The organism is Leucobacter sp. OH1287, assembly GCF_003859945.1.
Classification (GTDB): Bacteria; Actinomycetota; Actinomycetes; order Actinomycetales; family Microbacteriaceae; genus Canibacter.
This window is the reverse complement of record NZ_RQYM01000002.1, coordinates 92,271-111,614: the sequence shown is the minus strand read 5'-3', so window position 1 is coordinate 111,614 and position 19,344 is coordinate 92,271. Positions and strand designations below refer to the sequence as shown.

Here is a 19,344-nt window from a genome sequence, read left to right as displayed (position 1 = left end):
TTCTCCTAATTGAAGATCAAAATTTTTGTTGTCTGGACCGGCTTAGATTTCGTCTACTGACGAGGTTTCAAAGCTGGTTGAGATGTTGATACCCATCTCTTCGGTTGTGCGCTGTGCTTCTTCTCCTGAGTCACGCAGAGCAACTGCTTCACCGTCAGCGCCGAGCACTTCGACGTTGAGGCAGAGAGACTGCATTTCCTTCATCAGCACGCGGAACGACTCGGGAACACCAGGCTCCGGAATGTTCTCGCCGCGCACAATCGCTTCATAAACCTTCACACGGCCGAGAATGTCGTCAGACTTGACGGTGAGCAGCTCTTGCAGTGCGTATGCCGCACCGTATGCCTCAAGTGCCCAAACCTCCATCTCACCGAAACGCTGGCCACCGAACTGGGCTTTACCACCCAGCGGCTGCTGCGTAATCATTGAGTAAGGGCCTGTTGACCGGGCGTGGATCTTGTCATCCACGAGGTGGTGCAGCTTCAGGATGTACATGTAACCAACCGAGATTGGGTACGGGAATGGTTCACCTGAGCGGCCGTCGAACAGGCGGGTTTTACCGCTTGAGTCGATCATGCGCACACCGTCACGGTTGGGCAGTGTTGAATCGAGCAGGCCAGAGATTTCGGCCTCTGTTGCACCGTCAAACACGGGTGTTGCAACCTTTGTGCCCGGAGCTGCGCTACGCGCGTCTGCTGGCAGGTTCGCAGCCCACTCGGCGGCGCCGGTTGTATCCCAGCCCTGTTTCGCGATCCACCCGAGGTGGGTTTCAAGCACCTGGCCGAAGTTCATACGGCCTGGAATACCGAGCGGGTTGAGGATCACGTCAACCGGGGTGCCGTCCTCGAGGAATGGCATGTCCTCAACAGGGAGAATCTTGGAGATAACACCCTTGTTGCCGTGACGGCCCGCGAGCTTGTCACCCTCGGTGATCTTACGCTTCTGGGCAATGTAGACAACAACGCGCTGGTTTACGCCTGAGCCGAGCTCGTCATCGCTGTCATCGCTTGCGTCAAACACCTTCACAGCGGTAACGGTTCCGGAGACACCGTGTGGCACCTTCAGGGAGGTGTCACGCACCTCGCGGCTCTTCTCGTTGAAGATCGCGCGGAGCAGACGCTCTTCAGCGCTGAGCTCGGTCTCACCCTTCGGTGTGACCTTACCAACGAGAATGTCACCCGGGCGCACCTCGGCGCCGATGCGAACAATACCGCGGTCGTCGAGATCCTTCAGCGAATCCTGTGAAGCGTTTGGCAGGTCGCGGGTGATCTCTTCTTTACCGAGCTTGGTGTCGCGGGCGTCCACGTCGTACTCTTCGATGTGAATCGAGGAGAGGGTGTCGTCCTTTACCAGGTTCTGGCTGAGGATGATCGCGTCCTCGTAGTTGAGGCCTTCCCACGGCATGAACGCCACGAGCAGGTTCTTTCCGAGCGCGAGCTCACCGTTCTGGGTTGCTGGGCCGTCGGCAATAACCTCGCCCTTCTCAACCCGGTCACCGGCGCGCACAATTACGCGGTGGTTGTAGTTGGTGCCCTGGTTTGAGCGGTCGAACTTGCGGGTGTAGTAGCTCTTGGTGCCACCCTCGTCAAGCTGCAGGGTGACAACATCAGCGGATACCGAGCTAACAACACCGGCCTCGTCGGCGACGATTACGTCACCGGCGTCGATTGCGGCGAAGCCTTCCATACCGGTTCCAACCAACGGGCTCTCTGCCTGCAGCAGAGGCACCGCCTGACGCTGCATGTTCGCACCCATCAGCGCACGGTTAGCATCGTCGTGCTCGAGGAACGGAATGAGCGAGGTAGCAACCGAAACCATCTGACGCGGTGAAACGTCGATGTAGTCAACGCTGGTTGCGTCAACCAGCACAACCTCTGAACCCTTTGGACGCGCGAGCACTTTCTCCTGCAGGAACTCACCGGTTTCGCTAATGCGGGCACCGGCCTGCGCGATCAGGAACTCGTCCTCCTCGTGCGCGGTCAGGTAGTCGATACGGTCGGTTACTTTGCCGTTTTCTACCTTGCGGTACGGGGTCTCGATGAAACCGAAGGCGTTGATGCGCGCGAAGGTAGCGAGCGCACCGATCAGACCAATGTTTGGACCTTCAGGGGTCTCAATTGGACACATTCTGCCGTAGTGTGAAGGGTGCACGTCTCGCACCTCTACGCCGGCACGGTCACGGCTCAGACCACCCGGGCCGAGAGCGGAGAGACGACGCTTGTTGGTCAGACCCGCGAGCGGGTTGTTCTGGTCCATAAACTGTGACAGCTGGCTGGTACCGAAGAACTCTTTAATCGCCGCGAGCACTGGCCTGGTGTTGATCAGGGTGTTCGGGGTGATCGCCTCAATGTCCTGGGTTGTCATGCGCTCGCGCACAACACGCTCCATACGGCTGAGACCGGTGCGAACCTGGTTTTGGATCAGCTCACCAACGGCGCGGATACGGCGGTTGCCGAAGTGGTCGATGTCGTCGGTGCTGAGTGGGATCTCCACGATCTCACCGCGGCGGATCCCCTGCACACTCTTGTCGCCAGCGTGCAGCGCAACCAGGTATTTGATGGTTGCAACGATGTCTTCAACGGTCAGGGTTGACTGTTCGATCGGCAGTTCAAGGCCGAGCTTGCGGTTGATCTTGTAACGACCAACCTTCGCCAGGTCGTAGCGCTTTGGTTTGAAGTAGCTGTTGTCGAGCAGTGCGCGGGCTGCCTCAATCGCAACCTGCTCACCCGGACGCTGCTTCCGGTAGATGTCTTTCAGCGCCTCTTCCTGAGAGCTGATGGTGTCTTTTTCAAGGGTCAGCGCAATTGACTCATATCCGTTGAACTCTTCGGCGATCTCATCGTGGGTGAGGCCGAGAGCCTTCAGGAACACGGTCACAGACTGCTTACGCTTGCGGTCAATACGCACAGCAACCTGGTCACGCTTGTCGATCTCGAACTCCAGCCAGGCGCCACGGCTAGGGATCACGCGAGCGGTGAACACGTCCTTGTCGCTGTTCTTCTCAGGGGTGCGTTCAAAGTAGACGCCCGGTGAACGAACCAGCTGCGAAACGATAACACGCTCGGTGCCGTTAATAATGAAGGTACCCTTGTCGGTCATAATCGGGAAGTCACCCATGTAGACCGTCTGGCTCTTCAGCACGTCAGTTTCTTTGTTGTAGAAGGATGCCTCTACATAGAGCGGAGCAGCGTATGTTTTGCCACGCTCTTTACACTCTTCAATGGTGTATTTCTGCTCGTCAAGAATTGGGTTCTCGAACGAGAGCTCCATGGTCTGGCTGTTATCTTCGATCGGAGAGATCTCGGTGAAGACCTCTTCAAGACCGCTAACAGTTGGCACGTCTGTGCGACCAGCTGCCTCGGCCTCGGCTAGCCGCTCTTTCCAAGCGTCGTCACCAACCAGCCAGTCAAAGCTCTCTGTCTGCAGCGCGAGCAGATCAGGAACCTCAATAGTGTCTGAGATTTTAGCGAACGAGACGCGCTGGTGGGCGCGGCCGTTCTTGGGAGTTTTGGGTGCGTTATTCGCAGCAGCCAATGAACCTACCTCCGTCGACCCGTTACCGGGTAGATTTGTTGAGTCTTGCGATTTTTACCCCGCGGCTAAGACTCTTGTAATGTCTGTTTTACTGAACCACCGACCGCTATATGAAGGCAGACTGAAGTCACGAGGTGCAACTACCTAGCTTACACTACCTGTCAAGCACCGCGCAAGCAGCTTTTTGCAAAACTGTCGGGTTTTTGCTACCGCTGCAACGCTCCCTCTATACTTACTGCTGCTTAAAGATACTGTGGAAGCGCACATTAACCGCCGCCACAACCTCTAGTGTCTGATCATCAACCAACTGCACAGTGTTCTCCATTGCCAGCAGTTTCGCGATCTGATCAGGGCTCTGCTTACCCGCTAGCGCGCGCAACTCCCGGTCAACCGCCGCGATAACATCAGGACTGAGCACATCCTCGTGTTTTCCATAGACATACACAAAACCGTCATACTCTGTTTCTGCCACAGCACCACCGGTAACCAGCGGGGAACTTACTCCCAATAAAGCCCCTGCGAGTGACAAGGCAACTGCTTTTCTAATCATCGCTTAACCCCTTTGTTTGTGGCAACATGCAGCCCAAATCTATATAGCAAAAGTTACCACGGCTATAGCAGCAACCGCAACAGCGTCAAACCTTTTTCAGGGCTTAACAGGCTACGATTACTGCTGGAGGCATAAACCTCGCAGACCAGTTCGCAACCCGATCCGCCCACCAACCAAAGCTCACCAGAATTATGACAGTGCTTCACGAAACAACCCTGCCCGACGGTTCCGTTGCCGCGTTTGAGGCGGATCCGTACAATCTCGGCGCGGTGCAGTTGCTGTTGAACGGCACACCGCAATCGCACATTAACCCGGCGGATCCGTCACAGCTGTTCTTCTCTTATATGCGCCGAATTGGGCACCTGATTGATGCCTGCGCGCCTGCTGAGGAGCCGATTTGCGCGATCCACCTGGGAGGCGGCGCTTTTACTCTGCCGCGCTATATTGCGGCGACCAGGCCGGGATCTGGGCAGCAGGTGATCGAGTTGAACGGTGAGCTGGTGGATTTTGTGCGGGCGCACTATCCGCTGCCGCAGCGCGCAAATATTCGTATCAGGCGGGGTGACGCCCGGGAGGTGGCGGCGAAACTGCCCGCCGGTTTGCACGGTAAAGCAGACATTATCGTGGTGGATGTGTTTGCCGGCGCTCGCACTCCCGCGCACGTCACCAGCCGCGAGTTTTATGAAACGCTGCTCCCTTTTCTAGCGCCGACCGGACTAATCGTGGTGAACGCAGCGGATGGGCAGGGGCAGCGGTTCGTTAGATCCCAGCTGGCGACGCTGCAGAGCATGCTGCCGAGAGTGGCGGCGGTAGCTGAGCCGCAGGTTTTGAAGGGGCGCAGGTTCGGCAATGTGGTGCTCGTTGGAGCCCTCGCTGACAGAGACTTTAGTATGCTCCCCCGCGCGTTAAACGCTGGACCCCACCCGGCCAGGCTGCTGCTTGACGCAGAACTGGCGGCGTTCATCGCGGGGGCGAAACCGGTTACCGATCAGACCGCAACCGCGTCACCGCAGCCCCCGGAGGGACTGTTTGGATGAGCGATCTAGCCAGGGTTGAGGTGTGGGCGAACGCGCTGATCCGCATGTATCTCGATGAGTCGTGGAGTTTCCGATTTGACAGCGCGAAAACCCGTGCGGGCTCGACCCGTTTCGTGCAGAAGCAGATCACGGTGTCGCGCTATCTTGCGGCGAAGTGGAGTGACGACGATGTTCACCAGACGCTGCTGCACGAGGTTGCGCACGCGATCGCTGGTCCCGAAGCCGGGCACGGCCGACTGTGGCGGGAGGCTTGCGAGGCAATCGGTTATGTGGGCGGCCGCACCCACAGCGGTGAGATAGCTGGTGAGCACGCGAAATGGATTGGTAGCTGCCCGGCAGGTCACGAGGTGTTTCGTTTCCGCCGCCCAACCAGGCAAAGCTCCTGCACCCGATGCGCGCCCGGATTTAACGAGCAACACCTGATTATTTGGAGGCAGCAGCACTAGAATAGGCAGCGCCGAACACAGTTAAGGGGAATCATGTCAGACACGCTAGTGATCGATCCAGAAGTTATCGAGTGGGCTGTTGCCGGTAAACCCGCATCCGAACCGCACGCCTTGACAGCGCTGGCATCCGGGATGCCGCTGCTGGTATTGATGCACGGGCTTGGATCACACGAGGGTGATCTGATTCAGCTTGCCCCGCACCTGCCCGCCGAGTTTGTTTGCGCGAGCCTTCGCGCTCCCCTTCGCGCCTACGAGCCACACGATGGCTACTCGTGGTTCCCGCTGTCGCTGCAGCCGGGCGGGGTTACCCCCGAAACCGCGGAGGGCAGCGCAGCAACAGCCGCGGAGGCTGTGCTCGACTGGCATGATGCCCTGCAGGGGCGGCTCGCAACGGTCGGCGCAGTGGTGACGAAAACGGCACTGCTCGGGTTCTCGCAGGGCGGTGTCATGGTGACCACACTGCTGCGGCTGCGCCCAGGGGTTTTTAGTGCCGGTGTTAACTGCTCCGGATTTGTTGCGCCCGGTACTTTTGACGGTGATGCGCAGCTCACCGAGCTAAAACAGCCACTGTTTTGGGGGCGTGATGCGGCGGATCCGATCATCAGCGAGGCAGCGGTGCAGCTCACCGCCGAGTGGGCTCCGCAGCACACGCAGCTCACCAAGCGGGAATACCCCGGGATCGGCCACTCTATCTCCGGTGAGGAGATCGCCGACATCAACGAGTTCCTGCGGGTGCACGTGCTCAGCGCTTAATCGTTCAACCCTTCAAACTGAGCAACGCCCTCGCCGCATCAACCGGCACGGTCGGGTCGAGGCCGGTGTGATCGCGGAAGGCGCGCAACCGGTTCAGCACGGTGTTGCGGTGCACATATGATTCGGCGGCAACAGCTTTCACCGACCCGGTTTCACAGTAGTGAAGGAAGGTTTCAAGCAGCCTGGTCCGCTCCCCCTCCGGCAGGTTTTCGAGACTGCGCAGCACATTGCCGATAACACCGGGCGTGTGCTGGTTGATGGCCCCGGCCGCCGCCTGCAGCCACAGGTCGTGTTCGGTGCAGAGCTTCGGGCTGGTTGCGAACGGGATCAGCGAGCGCGCCAGTTTTGCCGCCGGCGGCAGCCCGGCAAGGCCTGCAATGTCGGTGATTAAAACCCCGCCAACATCGGCGAGCAGGTGTGGTTGCTGCTGGCTCGCGGGTATCTGCCGCACGAGCACAACACCGTCTCGCCAGTCACAGAGCATGAACCGCTGTCGGGTTTGCTGCAGCGGGCGGATCCGTGCGCGCGCCGTTGTCACATAGTCGTGCCCGATGACAATCAGTTCGTAGCTGCCGTGAAGGGGTAGCTGTTGCTGTTCCGCAAACTCGGCGGCGGCGCTCTCGGGTTCTTCGGTTGCGAGCAGGGTTAGCAGGGCTCGGGTTTCACTGCGTTGCATATTCTCCCGCAGCGTATCCTGTTCGGTGAGGAACGCCTTCTGCACCTGCTGCGCGTAGTCCTCCACCGCCTCTAAAATCTTTTCGGCGTTTGCCACGAGCAGCGCCGGGTTGCTGCTGCCGATCCGTTTCACCAGGCCGCCCCACAGCACCGGATAGTCGAACCGTACCGCCTCTAGTAGCTGCTCACGCGGGACCCTTTGCCGCGCCCTTTTAATCCCGATTTGTCTGGGCAGATCCACTAGCTCATCGGGGATTTTATTGCCCATCAGGAGCGCGAGCAGGTAGCTGAGGGTGCTGTGTGCAGTTGCCTGAATGTCGGCGTCGTCGACCCTGCTGTAGCCGCCCTCTAGCTGGCTGAGCCGCCCGCTGAAGTCGGCGACCAGCTCGTCAATATCGCCCGCCAGCTGCTGCAGCACCTCGCGCCACTGCGGAGAGACACACTGATCTGAATTAGCGTTTTGTGCCATGCTGCAATACTACACACCAAAACCGGGCTGTTTCAGCTCTTCGATTAGGCATTTGCACAACACTTCCAAGAGATCGTGTGCAAACACTTAACACCGATGAGCACGTAATTATTGATACTTATAGGAGAAAGTTTGACCACGGAGGTAACTTATGACATCACCAGCCTCGGCAAAAGCGCCGAATCAGGGTGCAGCGCTCGACCAGAGCAAAATGCGGAAAATCGCGATTGCCAGCGTTATCGGCACAACCGTTGAATGGTATGACCTGTTTCTTTACGGCACCGCGTCCGCGCTCGTTTTCAACCGGGTGTTCTTCCCGGAACTGCCGCCCGCGGTTGGCACAATCGTCGCCTTCCTCACCTTCGCGTCCGCCTATGTTGCCCGCATTGTTGGCGCGGTTATTTTCGGCCACTTCGGCGACAAACTGGGCCGCAAATCAATGCTGCTCATCTCACTGCTGATGATGGGCGGCGCCACGGTCGGCATCGGCCTCGTGCCCGACTACTACGCAATCGGTATTGCAGCCCCGCTGATTCTGCTGGCGCTGCGCCTGATTCAGGGTCTCGCGCTCGGCGGCGAGTGGGGTGGCGCGGTGCTGATGACCGTTGAACACTCCCCCGCCCACAAGCGCGGCTGGTATGGCTCACTCGTGCAGGTTGGTGTGCCCGCCGGCACACTGATCGCGAACCTGGCGTTCCTGATTATTATCGGCAGCGTCTCCGATGAGGCGCTGCTCAGCTGGGGTTGGCGGATCCCGTTCCTGCTGTCTGCGCTGCTCGTCGCCGTCGGTATTTACATCCGTGTGACGATGGAGGAAACCCCAAGCTTCAAGCAGGTGCGTGACGAGGGCGCCAAAGCTAAACTGCCGTTTGCCTACCTGATCCGCCACTATTGGAAGCAGGTGCTGCTCGGCGGCGTTGCAACCCTGTCGACCGGATCCACCTTCACCCTGCTGGTTGCCTCCGGTGTCGCCTACGGCACCGACGAGATTGGTTACAGCAAGGATCTGATGCTGTGGGCGGTTTTGACCGCGTGTGTAATCGCGCTGTTTGCGATCCCGCTATTTGGCAAGCTGTCGGACCGGATCGGCCGCAAGAAGATTATCGCGGCTGGTATTATCGCCGAGATTGTGCTCGCGTTCCCCTTCTTCTGGCTGCTCAACACCGGCACCCCGGCTCTCGTGTTCGTCGCCTACTCGCTGATGATGATCGCGTTCTGCGCAAACTATGGCCCGATCGCGACCTTCCTCGCCGAGCTGTTTGGTTCGAAGATCCGCTACTCTGGCCTGTCGGTCGCTTACATGCTCTCCGGTCTGCTCGGTTCTGCAATTACCCCGGCCGTAACCGTGTGGCTGCTTGAACTAACCGGTGAGAGCGCATCTGTTGCCTGGTATATCGGATTCGCAGCGCTGCTGTCACTGATCGCCCTGTTCCTGCTCAGCGATAACCGCCTGAAGTCACTTGAATCGGTCGGCAAACAGACCAGCTAGCGAGCAGCGCATGATCGAGAGAATAACCGGCATCCCGGAACTGCCCACCCCGATCGGCCCCTACTCGCAGGCGGTTGTCGCCGGTGACGTTGTCTACACAACCGGCCAGGTGCCAAGCGACGCGAGCGGGGTCACCCCGACTGATTTTGCGGACCAGGTCAGGCAGTGCCTAACGAACCTGCGGGCGACTCTGCGCGCTGCCGGCAGTGACCTTGACCGGGTGGTGAAGGTTAACGCCTACCTCACCGACCCCGCACAGCGCGACACCTTCAACCGGGTATATGAGCAGTTCTTTAGCGAGAGCAAACCCGCGCGCACAACCGTCTGTGTGGGAATCTGGGACATTCCGCTGGAGGTTGAGTGCGTTGCGCGGGTTAAGCAGCCAAGCTACGAGGTGCCGGTTGGCGCTGGTGAGGCTGGCGGTGTTGGTTCGGCGGATGCCACTGAGGCGGGCTCGCCCAGTGAGGCCGGTCTAAGCACCGCCGAAGCAATCCGGCTGCTGCAAACGGTTGACGCCTCCACTCTCGGCCACTTCCTCGACACCGGTTTCTGCTCCCCCGCGATCTTCCGCGTCGGCAGCGGCGACCAGGTAGTCGGCACCGCCCGCACCGTTGATTTATCCGAACCGGACGCAATCGCCGTTAACCGCGCGCTGGTCGCTGCCCAGCCGGGCGAGGTGTTGGTGCTGCGCGTAAAAGGCGGGCTTCACGCCCCAATCGGCGCGGTCACAGCTGCCACAGCCGTGAAACAGCGGCTCGCCGCGATTGTCGTCGACGGGCCGGTAACCGACCGCTCTAACCTCCTGGCTTTAGCCTCTCGACTACCTGTGTTTGCGACGGGCTTCAGCTGCCGTACAACTAAGCGGCTCGGATCCTTAAGCGATGACTGCCACGGCGGAGCGGTTGAGATCGGCGGTGCTGTGATCCACCAGGGGGACATAATAGTTTGTAACGACAACGGCGTTGTCGCGTTGAAACCCGAGCAGATAAGTCGCGGCCTTATCGCTCACGCACAGCAGTCCGATGAGCGGGAGCCAGAGCTGCTCGAGCGCATCAGCAGCTGCGACAACCTGCGGACGGTGTTAGCAACCGGTGATAAGCGCTAACCACCGAACAACCACCCAAAACCAATAACTAACCGATAAAGCCAGAAAGCAAGAGTGATGACAGAGCAGCAGACCCTATCTGCGGGGCACCACATTGTAAAAACCCTCGAAAACTTTGGGGTGAAGCGGGTTTATGCCGTTCCCGGCGAAAGCTACCTGGACGTGCTTGACGGCCTCCACGATTCCACAATCGAGACCGTTGTTTGCCGCCAGGAGGGCGGCGCCGGGTTTATGGCGCTTGCCGAGGGGCGGCTGACCGGTGTCCCGGGAGTTGCGATGGTGACCCGCGGGCCGGGAGCAGCCAACGCGATGATCGCTATCCACACCGCCTGGCAGGACGCAACCCCGCTGGTGTTGTTCGTGGGGCTGATTCCGGTGGCGGATCGCGAGCGTGAGGCTTTTCAGGAGTTCAGCCTTGCGGGCTGGTTTGGCACAACCGCGAAGCGCGTCATCACAATCGACGACCCTGAACGCGCCGGAGAACTAACCGCTGAGGCGCTGCGCATCGCCGCCGCTGGCAGACCAGGGCCGGTGGTTGTTGGCCTGCCTGAGGATATTCTGGTTAAACAGGTCACCAATCCCCGCGCGATCACCCCGGCAAGGTTTGGTGGCAGAGCGGGTGGTGGATCCGTCTCCTCCGAGCAGCTTGGCGAACTGGCGCAGCTGCTTGGTGAGGCAACCAGACCGGCATTTATTGTTGGCGGTGATGGCTGGCACACCGGCTGCGGTGAACAGCTGGCGTCGTTTGCGGAGCTGGCGGGTATCCCAGTCTTCCAGGATTGGCGAGCATACGATGCGGTTCCTCACCAAAGCCCAGCATACGCTGGCTGGCTCGGCTACGGCAGGGCTGACGCGGTCGCTAACAACTACGCTGCCGCCGACCTGCACATTTTTATTGGCTGCGGCAGAACCGATGTGCTGAGCGACGGCTACACCCTCGGGCTAGACACGAAAACCGTGACCGTCACAGGCGACAGTGCAGCGCTCGGGCACAGTGGCAGAGCGGATCTGCAACTGCGTGCAAAACCCGCCGCCTTCGTAGCAGCGCTTACCCAGCTAGATGCCGCTGAGCTAACCGGCAACCGAGACAGCGAGTGGCTAAAGTCTTGCCGCGCGGATCAGGAGCGCTTCGCCGCACACCGCTCCGACGCGAGCGTGAACGCCGCCGCTCCCGCCACCCCCAGCTCCAACGAGGCTTCCGGCGTGGATCTCGGCGATGTGTTTGCGGAGCTGGATCGCCAACTGGCGGGCGAGGCTACGCTCACCTTCGGCGCTGGCAACGCAACCATCTGGGCACACCGTTTTATTAAACACAACCGCGCAGCCAGCCTGGTTGGTGCCCGTAACGGCGCGATGGGGCTTGCGGTTCCGGCAGCGGTTGCAGCCAGCCTGATCACCCCGGATCGACACTGTGTTGCCGTCTGCGGTGACGGCGACTATCTGATGAACGGCCAAGAGATCGCGACCGCTTTTGCGCACGGCGCAAAACCTGTGATTATTGTTATTGACAACGGTATCTACGGCACGATTGTGCAGCACCAGGAGAAGCACTATCCCGGCAGACCGTCCGGCACCCGCATGACAAACCCAGACTTTGCGGAGATTATGCGCGCCCACGGCGGCCACGGCGAGAGCGTCAACCAGACCGCAGAGTTTGCTGGGGCACTTGAACGGTGCCTGGCTGCGGCGGTGCCCGCGCTGATCCACATCAAAATTAGCCCCGAGGTGATGCCGCCCGCGAGCGGCGAGATTGCCTAGTGGTAAGTAATCAGGTTAAACAAACGGAGGATTATTGTGAACGCAATAGCTGATAAGGATTTCCTGCGGCACTGGGATGAACTGTCGCAGTTTGGCGCGGTTCCCGGCACGCACGGGGTGGATCGACAGGCAGGCACCGCCGCAGACGGCGAGCAGCGCAAGTGGTTTGAGAGTCTGCTGACAGAGCATGGTTTTCGGGTTGAGCGGGACGCTATCGGCAACCAGTATGGACTGCTGGAGCTGGTTCCCGGGGCACCGTATGTGCTGACCGGTTCACACCTTGACTCGCAGCCGACCGCCGGCCGGTTCGACGGCGCCTACGGTGTGTTGGCGAGCGCGCACGCCTGCCTGCGGGCTGCCGCCGAGCTCGGTGAGAGCGGCGAGGCAAAATACAATCTCGCGGTTGTTAACTGGTTTAACGAGGAAGGTTCCAGGTTTAAACCGTCGATGATGGGCAGCAGCGTTTTCACCGGTAAGCTGCCGCTTGAGACCGCGCTGAACACGGCGGATCGCAGCGGGGTCACCGTTTACGAGGCGCTCGGTAAGCTGCACGAGCTGGGCGATTTTACGATGCCGGAGGTTGCCTCGTACGCGGAGATCCACGTGCAGCAGGGTCGCAGCATGGAGGCTGACGGTGTCACAATCGGTCTGGTTAACGCCACCTGGGGCGCGCACAAGCTTGAGGTGCGGGTTACCGGCGATCAGGCTCACAGCGGCGCAGCCGAGATGGCGGATCGCAGGGACGCCCTGCTGGGTGCTGCCAGGCTCATCACAGCGGCGCGCGACCTGGTTGATGATTTTGCTCCGGGTGACCTGCACACCGCCTGCGGTGAGATTAACGTCTACCCTAACTCGCCGGTTGTTGTTGCGAGCGAGGTGACGCTGCTGATTGATCTTCGTTCACCACACACCGAGGTTTTGGACGCAGCCTTTGCGAGCCTCGAAAAAACAATCGCTGAGGTGTCTGAGCGTGACCGGCTTGAGATTGAGATAATCGGCGAGCACCGGTGGGAGCAAAACCCGTACCCTGAGAACGGGATCGCACTCGCACGCGAGGCTGCCGCAGAGCTCGGGCTCACTCACGACCGGGTTATGACGGTGGCTGGGCACGACTCAACCAATATGAAGGATGTGGCGCCAACCGTGATGCTGTTTGTGCCGAGCGTTTCTGGTATTTCGCACAACCTGCGCGAGTACACAAGCGACAAGGACATGCTCGCCGGTTTAGCACACCTGGCAGGTGTTGTCACGAAGCTCGCAAAAGACGGGCTGGATCGCGAATAACCTTGTAATTTCGCGCTTCTTGGTGTGGCAGAACCGCAACGAGAAGGTGGCAAAACCGCAACAAGAAGGTGGCAGAACCGCAACGAGAAGGTGGCAGAACCGCAACGAAGGTGACTAGAATGGGTCTATGAGCAGCTCCCTGATTAGACGCAATATTCTGCCGATTGCCCTGGATGCAAAGGCAGTCTCGCCGGTGACGGCGATTTCTGGTGCGCGTCAGTCCGGTAAAACAACTCTGGTTCATCAGCTGCTTAAAGACTCTGCTTCCCGGTTCGTCAACCTTGACGACAACAGCGTGCGAGCAGCAGCGCAGGCGGACCCTGACGGTTTCGCAGACCAGTATCCCGAGGGCACGCTCGCAATCGACGAGATTCAACGGGTTCCTGAACTGCTGCTGTCGATTAAGGCGGCGCTTGAGAGAAACCGGAAACCCGGCAGGTTCGTAATTACCGGATCCGCAAACCTAATGCAGCTACCGAGAAACGCCGAAAGTCTCGCGGGCAGAATGCAGACGATCAACGTCAACCCGCTCAGTCAGGGCGAGATGCTGGGAGTGAACGAGGATTTTGGGCGTTTCGCATGGGAGCTTAGCGAGAGCAGGCAACTGCCTGCCGATTCGCCCGTGAAACGCAGTGAGTATTTTGAGCTGGCGACAGCAACCCGTTTCCCCGAGATCGTCGACTGGGCGCCGAGACAGCAGCGTCGCTGGCTGCAGAACTACATCGACCTGGTGATTTCGAAGGACGTTTCTGAAACGTTTAGGCTACAGCACACTGACCGGATTGAGCCGCTTTTACAGCTGTTCGCGGCCCAACCAGCCAGCGAACTCGTTGCAGCAAACACCGCACGGGCGCTCAACATCCCCGAACGCAGCGTCCCCGGTTATGTCTCCGCACTAAAGAACGTTTTTCTGCTCCGCGAGCTCCCCGCGTGGGGCAACAACATCACCGATCGCAGCATCAAAAAACCCAAAGTTTCGCTGGTGGATCCGGGCATCGCCGCAATGTTGAACGGGGTTAGCGCCACAGGTCTTGAGCTCGATATTTCTAGCGCTCTCGCGGGCGGTACGCTGGAGGCGTTTGTTGTGACTGAGCTGGCTAAACAGCAGAGCTGGTCCGAGGTGGACTACCAGCTGCGGCACTGGCGTGACAGCCGCGGCAACGAGGTTGATGTGATACTGCAAAACCCGCAACGCGAGATTGTGGGGCTGGATGTGAAAGCAACAAGCAGCATCAACAACAGCCACTTTAAGGGCCTAACAACACTGCGTGACAAAGCTGGCTCGTGCTTCAAGAACGGCATAGTTCTCTACACCGGCACCAAGGCGCTGCCGTTTGGGGAGCGGCTCTGGGCGCTGCCGATCAGCACGCTCTGGCAGCAGAGCTAGCGTCGCGGCAACGACTGTCTGGGCCAACCCGAACAGCTGCGAACTAGGCCAACCCCAGCCTGCGGCGCAGCCCGAACCGAACGCCCGGCCACTCACTCGCGATAATCGAGAACACCACCGTGTCGCGGACCACGCCCTCCGGCCCGATCTTGTGGCTGCGCAAGATCCCGTCCTGTTTCGCCCCGAGCTTCGCGATCGCCGCCCGCGACTGGTGGTTGTGGAAGTTTGTTGTCAGCGCAACCGCGATCGCGTCCAGCTCCTCGAATGCGCGCCCGAGCAGCAGCAGTTTCATCGCCGGGTTAATCGCCCTCCCCTGCGCCTTCACACCCAGCCAGGTGTAACCCATTTCGAGTCGGCGGTTAGCCTCGTCAATCTCGAAATAGGTCGTCATCCCAACCGCCTTGCCGGCCTCTGGATCCACCACCGCCCACGGTGCCATGCGCCCCTGCCGCTGCAGCTCCAGGCGCCGCTCAATCTCAGCTTCAACCCGATCAGGGGCAGGAATGGTGGTGTATCATGCCTTGCGCCACAGCTCCCCCTCGCCCGCGGCCTCCGCGAGATCCGCCGCGTGCTCAACACTGAGCTGTTCAAGCCTCACAAACTCGTTACTGAGCGTAACCGCTTCACTAAAACTGTTCATAGCAGCATCCTACCCACTCTCGCGGGGGTGGATCACGTCAACACGGCCCCGGGGGTGTCCCTTCTCAACGGGTTCAACTCGTGCACGATCCACCGCAGCGGATCCTCTCTCTTACAACCTCACCTATTCTTGCTCGCCAGGTTTCACCCTATATCCCCTTGATATTGGATTTATTCCTCAAGATTTTATGGACAACTTTTCTTTTTCTTCGAGCGTGTGCAACAAGAGCACAGCATTCTCGAATGCTTGAATCTCGTCTATGCCAATAAGAGTCATGTCATAGTCGATCTCAGAACCCTTGAGAACTAGCCGACAAGAGCACTCGTGATTACCGTCAACTTGCATTAATTCGCCTAGGGTAATTGTCGCCACGACAGGTGTTTCGCTGCCATCCTGATAGATTCGAGTGAACATTATGCCCTAGCTGCTGGCTCCAGCGATACAAACCGCCAGCTTAGCGGAGACTGCCTCCCAGCAAACAGCTCGACCCTGCGCACGGCCAGTGTTTCCTTGTTAAAGCGAAACCAACCGAGATTGCATCCGACCTATTTGCCCGTGGCGCTGTTCTCCTGCTCATCATCGCGTTTCGCAAACGCGTAGATCAGGGCTGCCCCGGTCAGGAACACAGCGGCTGGGATGAAGCCGTTGAGCACGCTCCCGAAGAAGGAGAATGCCCGCTCAACAAACCCAACATCCAAATAGGGGTTGAAAGTGAAGAATGAAATAAACCCGAACAGCACTGTGCCAAGGTTTGACAGCGCAAACACCAGGCCGAGGACACCGGTGACGAGGAACGCTTTCCGGGCGTGCTTGTTTGTCGGAATCTCTAGCCGCGGAGCACCAGGCTTCTGCGCCGCACCGTTCACCTGCGCGCCGTATGGGGCGCCTGCACCCGGCTGCTGCGCATACTGGCCTGCCTGGTCCGGCTGCGCGTACTGCCCGATAACCGGCTGCGCCACCTGACCGTGCGCGGGCGGTGCCGCGTGTGCGACGGCGGGCTGGTCAGCGGGCTGCTGGGCGGATCCACCCACCTGCTGAGCAGGCTGGTTGCTGTCTGGGTTTTCGATGTTCAAAATGACCTCTCCGTCTGGGTTGTTTAGTTGGTTTAGGTTAATCTTAGCCGCGGCACAGTGAATCCAAGCCGCGGATCACAGAGGGCTCGCGGTGGCTACTTGAGCTCAACGTCTTCCTCGGGCAGAACCTCTACCCGCAGGCTCTCCGCGTCAGCCTTGGTGCTGATCTGGTACTCGGTGGTTTGCAGTGCGTCGGAGCACTCTGCGCCAGCCTCGGCCTCACGCTTCTCGATCAGGGCGACCCGCAAAAGCCCGTCCTTCTCATCAGACTGGATCCGGTAGCTGTAGCATTTTGGATCCGCCGTCGAAGCCTTAATGGTGATCTCGTTAGCACCCGTGACCTCGAAACCGTCCCACGAAGCAATATCCTCGGATGGGCCACCGGCACAGCCAGCGAGGGTTGCGCCAAGCGCTGCGCAGACCGCGAAACCGGCCGCCGCTTTAACCACGTTAACTCGTGTGAATCCCATAAAAATCTCCCCCTTTGTATCCGCTCAAATATAAGCGATAAACAGTCTTATCTTAACAAGCGGGCGGGGTTTCTACAAGGCAAACGACTGCGATCGCGGGGATATTACGCCGCCGCGCTAGCTAGTTTGCGAGGTCGATTTTGGTGGAGTCGAGCGGCTCAATCTGCATCGAAACGGCCGGGCTCTTAGTGTCGAACTCGAACTTCATCTCTTTGCCATCACCCGAGCAGTCGTCGGGCGCGGTTGACAGCCCACCCTCCACGATTGCCACGCGCAGCACACCGTCGTGCTCCTCGGCAACGGTGCGGTGCCCGTAGCACTCCTCACTGCCCATAAACGCAATCACCTCAACCTTGTTCTCACCGGTTACTTCGTAGGCATCCCAAACAACCACACGCTCGTTCTCCAGTACCGGGTCGGCGGAGTTTACGGCGCTGGAACAACCTGCGAGGCCGAGCAGCATGGATCCGCCCGCCACAACGGCCGCAAACCCCATCAACCTGTTATTTTTCCCTGCCAACGAAACAGCCTCCCCAAGCCAACGACGAAACACAAAATCTAAACAAAGCAACGCCAAAACGGAGTCCAAATCACCGGCCAGAGCTGTTTGCAACAACTACGCTACTACATTCACCTGAATTATTCTAGGGAGTCTCGGCGGTTTTTTGAATCCATTCATTCGGGGCGGATCCACGCCCCGCCGCGCATCTCAGTTTGCGATACAAATACCCCCGGGGGTATAGTAGTTGCTATGTGTAGACCAGTAACTTGTAGAAAATGTCAAAAGACCACCTGGGCTGGCTGCGGCCAGCACATCAGCTCTGTAAAAGCGAGCGTTCCCCCCGGGCAGTGGTGTACCTGCGGATCCGGCAAGGGCGGATCCGGCGCTAAAGCAAACAGCGCAGGCACCAAGGCTAACAGCGCCAGCGGCAAAGCTGACGGCGACAGCCAGTCCCAGGGATTCTTCTCACGACTGTTTTCAAGGAGCAACTAGATGGCAACCACGATTATTGTTGGCGGTGTTGCGGGTGGCATGTCAACCGCCGCGCGTCTGCGTCGCCGCAGCGAAGACATGGAGATTATCGTCTTTGAGGCGTCCGGTCATGTGTCATTCGCAAACTGCGGGCTGCCCTACTATGTGGGCGGAACCATTGCCGAGCGTGACGCGCTGCTGCTGCAAAACCCCGAGTCGCTGCGGGCACGTTTCAACATTGACGTGCGGGTAAACCACCGGGTCACCGCGATAAACACCGAGGCGCAGACCGTCACGGTTGAACACGCTGGCGTAACCTCAACCCACCACTACGACCACCTCGTGCTCTCCCCCGGCGCGCGGCCGATAGTGCCCGACATGCCGGGCAAGGAGCGGCTGCTAACCCTCCGCACCGTTGAGGATGTTGACTCAATCGTTGCAGCACTCGATTTAGAGGGCGCGGATCCTGTCACCTCCGCAGCAATCATCGGCGGCGGCTTCATCGGCGTTGAACTCGCCGAGAACCTGAAGGACCGCGGCCTTAACGTCACCATTATCGAGCGCGCACCGCACATCCTCGGCATCGCTGATCAGGAGATCGTGGGCGTGATGATGCAGAACCTGCGCGACAACGGCATCAACATCATCACAAACGCAAACGCCACCGAGATCACCGCCGACGAGGTGCTGCTCGCTGACGGCACCCGCGTTCCAGCGAGCATTGTTATCGCCGCGATCGGTGTTATTCCCGAGACGGATCTGGCGCGCGACGCCGGAATCGCCCTCGGCGAGCGCGGTGGCATCCAGGTTGATGACCAGCTGCGCACCTCCGCCCCGAACGTGTTCGCGCTCGGCGACGCTTCAGAGAAACGCGACTTCAACACCGACGCTGCTGCACTTGTGCCGCTCGCGCAGACCGCGAACCGTCACGGCAGGCTCGTCGCCGACATTATCACCGGTCGCGACACTGCCCGGCTCGCAACCCAGGGCACCGCGATCATCGGCGCCTTCGGTGTGGCTCTCGCGGTGACCGGCTGGAGTGAGCGACGGGCTCGCGCGGCGGGCAGGGCGATCCGCATTGTGCACGTGCACCCGGCAAGCCACGCCGGCTACTATCCGGGATCCGCCCCAGTGCATTTGAAGCTGATAATTGACGCGGAGACCGACAAGATTCTGGGCGCACAAGCGGTTGGGCGTGACGGCGTAGACAAGCGGATCGATGTTATCGCGACCGCAATGCGTGCGGGCCTCACCGCCAGCGACCTCGCAGACCTGGAGCTTGCATACTCGCCGCAGTATGGATCCGCTAAGGACGCGGTCAACATCGCGGGCATGGTCGCCGACAACCAGCTGACGGGAGAGAACACCGTTCACTGGCACGAGCTCGCTGACATCACCGCCGCAGCTGGCACAGAGGGTGCCGTGGGTGCCGCGGGTGGATCCGCCGCGCACCTGGTCGATGTGCGCTCCCCCGCCGAACACGCCGCCGGAACCATTCCGGGCGCTGTTAATATTCCGGTTGACACAATGCGTGATGTGCTCGCGAAAAACCCGGACGCGATCGCACCCGACGCGGTTGTGTTCTGCCAGGTTGGACTGCGTGGCCACGTTGCCACTACACTGTTGCGAGGACACGGTGTAAAAGTGCGCAACCTGAGTGGCGGATACGTCACCTGGTCGCACGCACAGCAAGGCACCTAA

Annotated in this window: 18 protein-coding genes; 10 read left to right on the top strand and 8 right to left on the bottom strand. The window is 59.6% G+C overall.

Annotated elements, in window-relative coordinates; genetic code table 11:
* Window positions 1–42: 42 nt before the first annotated feature.
* Window positions 43–3,534, bottom strand: coding sequence for a DNA-directed RNA polymerase subunit beta (locus tag EII30_RS01565; RefSeq protein ID WP_124885574.1), 3,492 nt, complete (start codon window positions 3,532–3,534; stop codon window positions 43–45).
* A gap of 232 nt (window positions 3,535–3,766) precedes the next feature.
* Window positions 3,767–4,084, bottom strand: coding sequence for a hypothetical protein (locus tag EII30_RS01560; RefSeq protein ID WP_148090558.1), 318 nt, complete (start codon window positions 4,082–4,084; stop codon window positions 3,767–3,769).
* Between the two features lie 191 nt (window positions 4,085–4,275).
* Here EII30_RS01560 and EII30_RS01555 point away from each other — a divergent pair, with 191 nt between their 5' ends.
* Genes EII30_RS01555 through EII30_RS01545 form a run of 3 tightly spaced genes read left to right on the top strand, consistent with a single transcriptional unit; the run spans window position 4,276 to window position 6,320 of the window.
* A complete protein-coding gene (locus tag EII30_RS01555; protein ID WP_124885572.1) occupies window positions 4,276–5,121 on the top strand; it encodes a spermidine synthase in 846 nt (281 codons plus the stop codon).
* Window positions 5,118–5,567, top strand: a complete 450-nt coding sequence (locus EII30_RS01550) for a SprT-like domain-containing protein (protein ID WP_124885571.1) — start codon at window positions 5,118–5,120, stop codon at window positions 5,565–5,567. The genes EII30_RS01555 and EII30_RS01550 overlap by 4 nt, the downstream gene beginning before the upstream one ends.
* A gap of 33 nt (window positions 5,568–5,600) precedes the next feature.
* Window positions 5,601–6,320, top strand: coding sequence for an alpha/beta hydrolase (locus tag EII30_RS01545; RefSeq protein ID WP_124885570.1), 720 nt, complete (start codon window positions 5,601–5,603; stop codon window positions 6,318–6,320).
* Between the two features lie 4 nt (window positions 6,321–6,324).
* Here the strand turns inward: EII30_RS01545 and EII30_RS01540 are convergent, their stop codons facing one another.
* Complete coding sequence (locus EII30_RS01540; RefSeq protein ID WP_124885569.1) at window positions 6,325–7,464, bottom strand: helix-turn-helix domain-containing protein; 1,140 nt, start codon at window positions 7,462–7,464, stop codon at window positions 6,325–6,327.
* 151 nt (window positions 7,465–7,615) lie between these two features.
* Here EII30_RS01540 and EII30_RS01535 point away from each other — a divergent pair, with 151 nt between their 5' ends.
* From EII30_RS01535 to EII30_RS01515, 5 genes are all read left to right on the top strand, one after another.
* Entirely contained in the window at window positions 7,616–8,953 is a 1,338-nt protein-coding gene (locus EII30_RS01535; RefSeq protein WP_124885568.1) for an MFS transporter, read from the top strand.
* 10 nt (window positions 8,954–8,963) lie between these two features.
* Window positions 8,964–10,058 (top strand): Rid family hydrolase, encoded by a 1,095-nt coding sequence (locus EII30_RS01530; RefSeq protein WP_124885567.1) that lies wholly within the window; start codon window positions 8,964–8,966, stop codon window positions 10,056–10,058.
* Window positions 10,059–10,115: 57 nt separating this feature from the next.
* Window positions 10,116–11,816: a thiamine pyrophosphate-dependent enzyme gene (locus EII30_RS01525; protein ID WP_124885566.1), complete on the top strand. Its 1,701-nt coding sequence runs from the start codon at window positions 10,116–10,118 to the stop codon at window positions 11,814–11,816.
* A 36-nt stretch (window positions 11,817–11,852) separates the two neighbouring features.
* Entirely contained in the window at window positions 11,853–13,100 is a 1,248-nt protein-coding gene (locus EII30_RS01520; protein ID WP_233569233.1) for a M20 family metallo-hydrolase, read from the top strand.
* Window positions 13,101–13,227: 127 nt separating this feature from the next.
* A complete protein-coding gene (locus EII30_RS01515) occupies window positions 13,228–14,487 on the top strand; it encodes an ATP-binding protein (RefSeq protein ID WP_124885564.1) in 1,260 nt (419 codons plus the stop codon).
* Between the two features lie 43 nt (window positions 14,488–14,530).
* Here EII30_RS01515 and EII30_RS01510 read toward each other — a convergent pair whose 3' ends face one another.
* From EII30_RS01510 to EII30_RS01495, 5 genes are all read right to left on the bottom strand, one after another.
* Entirely contained in the window at window positions 14,531–14,992 is a 462-nt protein-coding gene (locus EII30_RS01510; RefSeq protein ID WP_370266871.1) for a GNAT family N-acetyltransferase, read from the bottom strand.
* 9 nt (window positions 14,993–15,001) lie between these two features.
* Window positions 15,002–15,127, bottom strand: coding sequence for a hypothetical protein (locus EII30_RS09140; RefSeq protein ID WP_370266834.1), 126 nt, complete (start codon window positions 15,125–15,127; stop codon window positions 15,002–15,004).
* Between the two features lie 545 nt (window positions 15,128–15,672).
* Window positions 15,673–16,200: a hypothetical protein gene (locus tag EII30_RS01505; RefSeq protein ID WP_124885563.1), complete on the bottom strand. Its 528-nt coding sequence runs from the start codon at window positions 16,198–16,200 to the stop codon at window positions 15,673–15,675.
* A gap of 95 nt (window positions 16,201–16,295) precedes the next feature.
* Entirely contained in the window at window positions 16,296–16,670 is a 375-nt protein-coding gene (locus tag EII30_RS01500; RefSeq protein ID WP_124885562.1) for a hypothetical protein, read from the bottom strand.
* Window positions 16,671–16,791: 121 nt separating this feature from the next.
* Complete coding sequence (locus tag EII30_RS01495) at window positions 16,792–17,190, bottom strand: hypothetical protein (protein WP_124885561.1); 399 nt, start codon at window positions 17,188–17,190, stop codon at window positions 16,792–16,794.
* A gap of 231 nt (window positions 17,191–17,421) precedes the next feature.
* On the opposite strand from EII30_RS01495, the gene EII30_RS01490 reads away from it, so the two are divergent.
* Complete coding sequence (locus EII30_RS01490) at window positions 17,422–17,664, top strand: hypothetical protein (RefSeq protein WP_124885560.1); 243 nt, start codon at window positions 17,422–17,424, stop codon at window positions 17,662–17,664.
* Window positions 17,665–19,344, top strand: coding sequence for an FAD-dependent oxidoreductase (locus EII30_RS01485; RefSeq protein WP_124885559.1), 1,680 nt, complete (start codon window positions 17,665–17,667; stop codon window positions 19,342–19,344). It abuts the gene before it with no gap.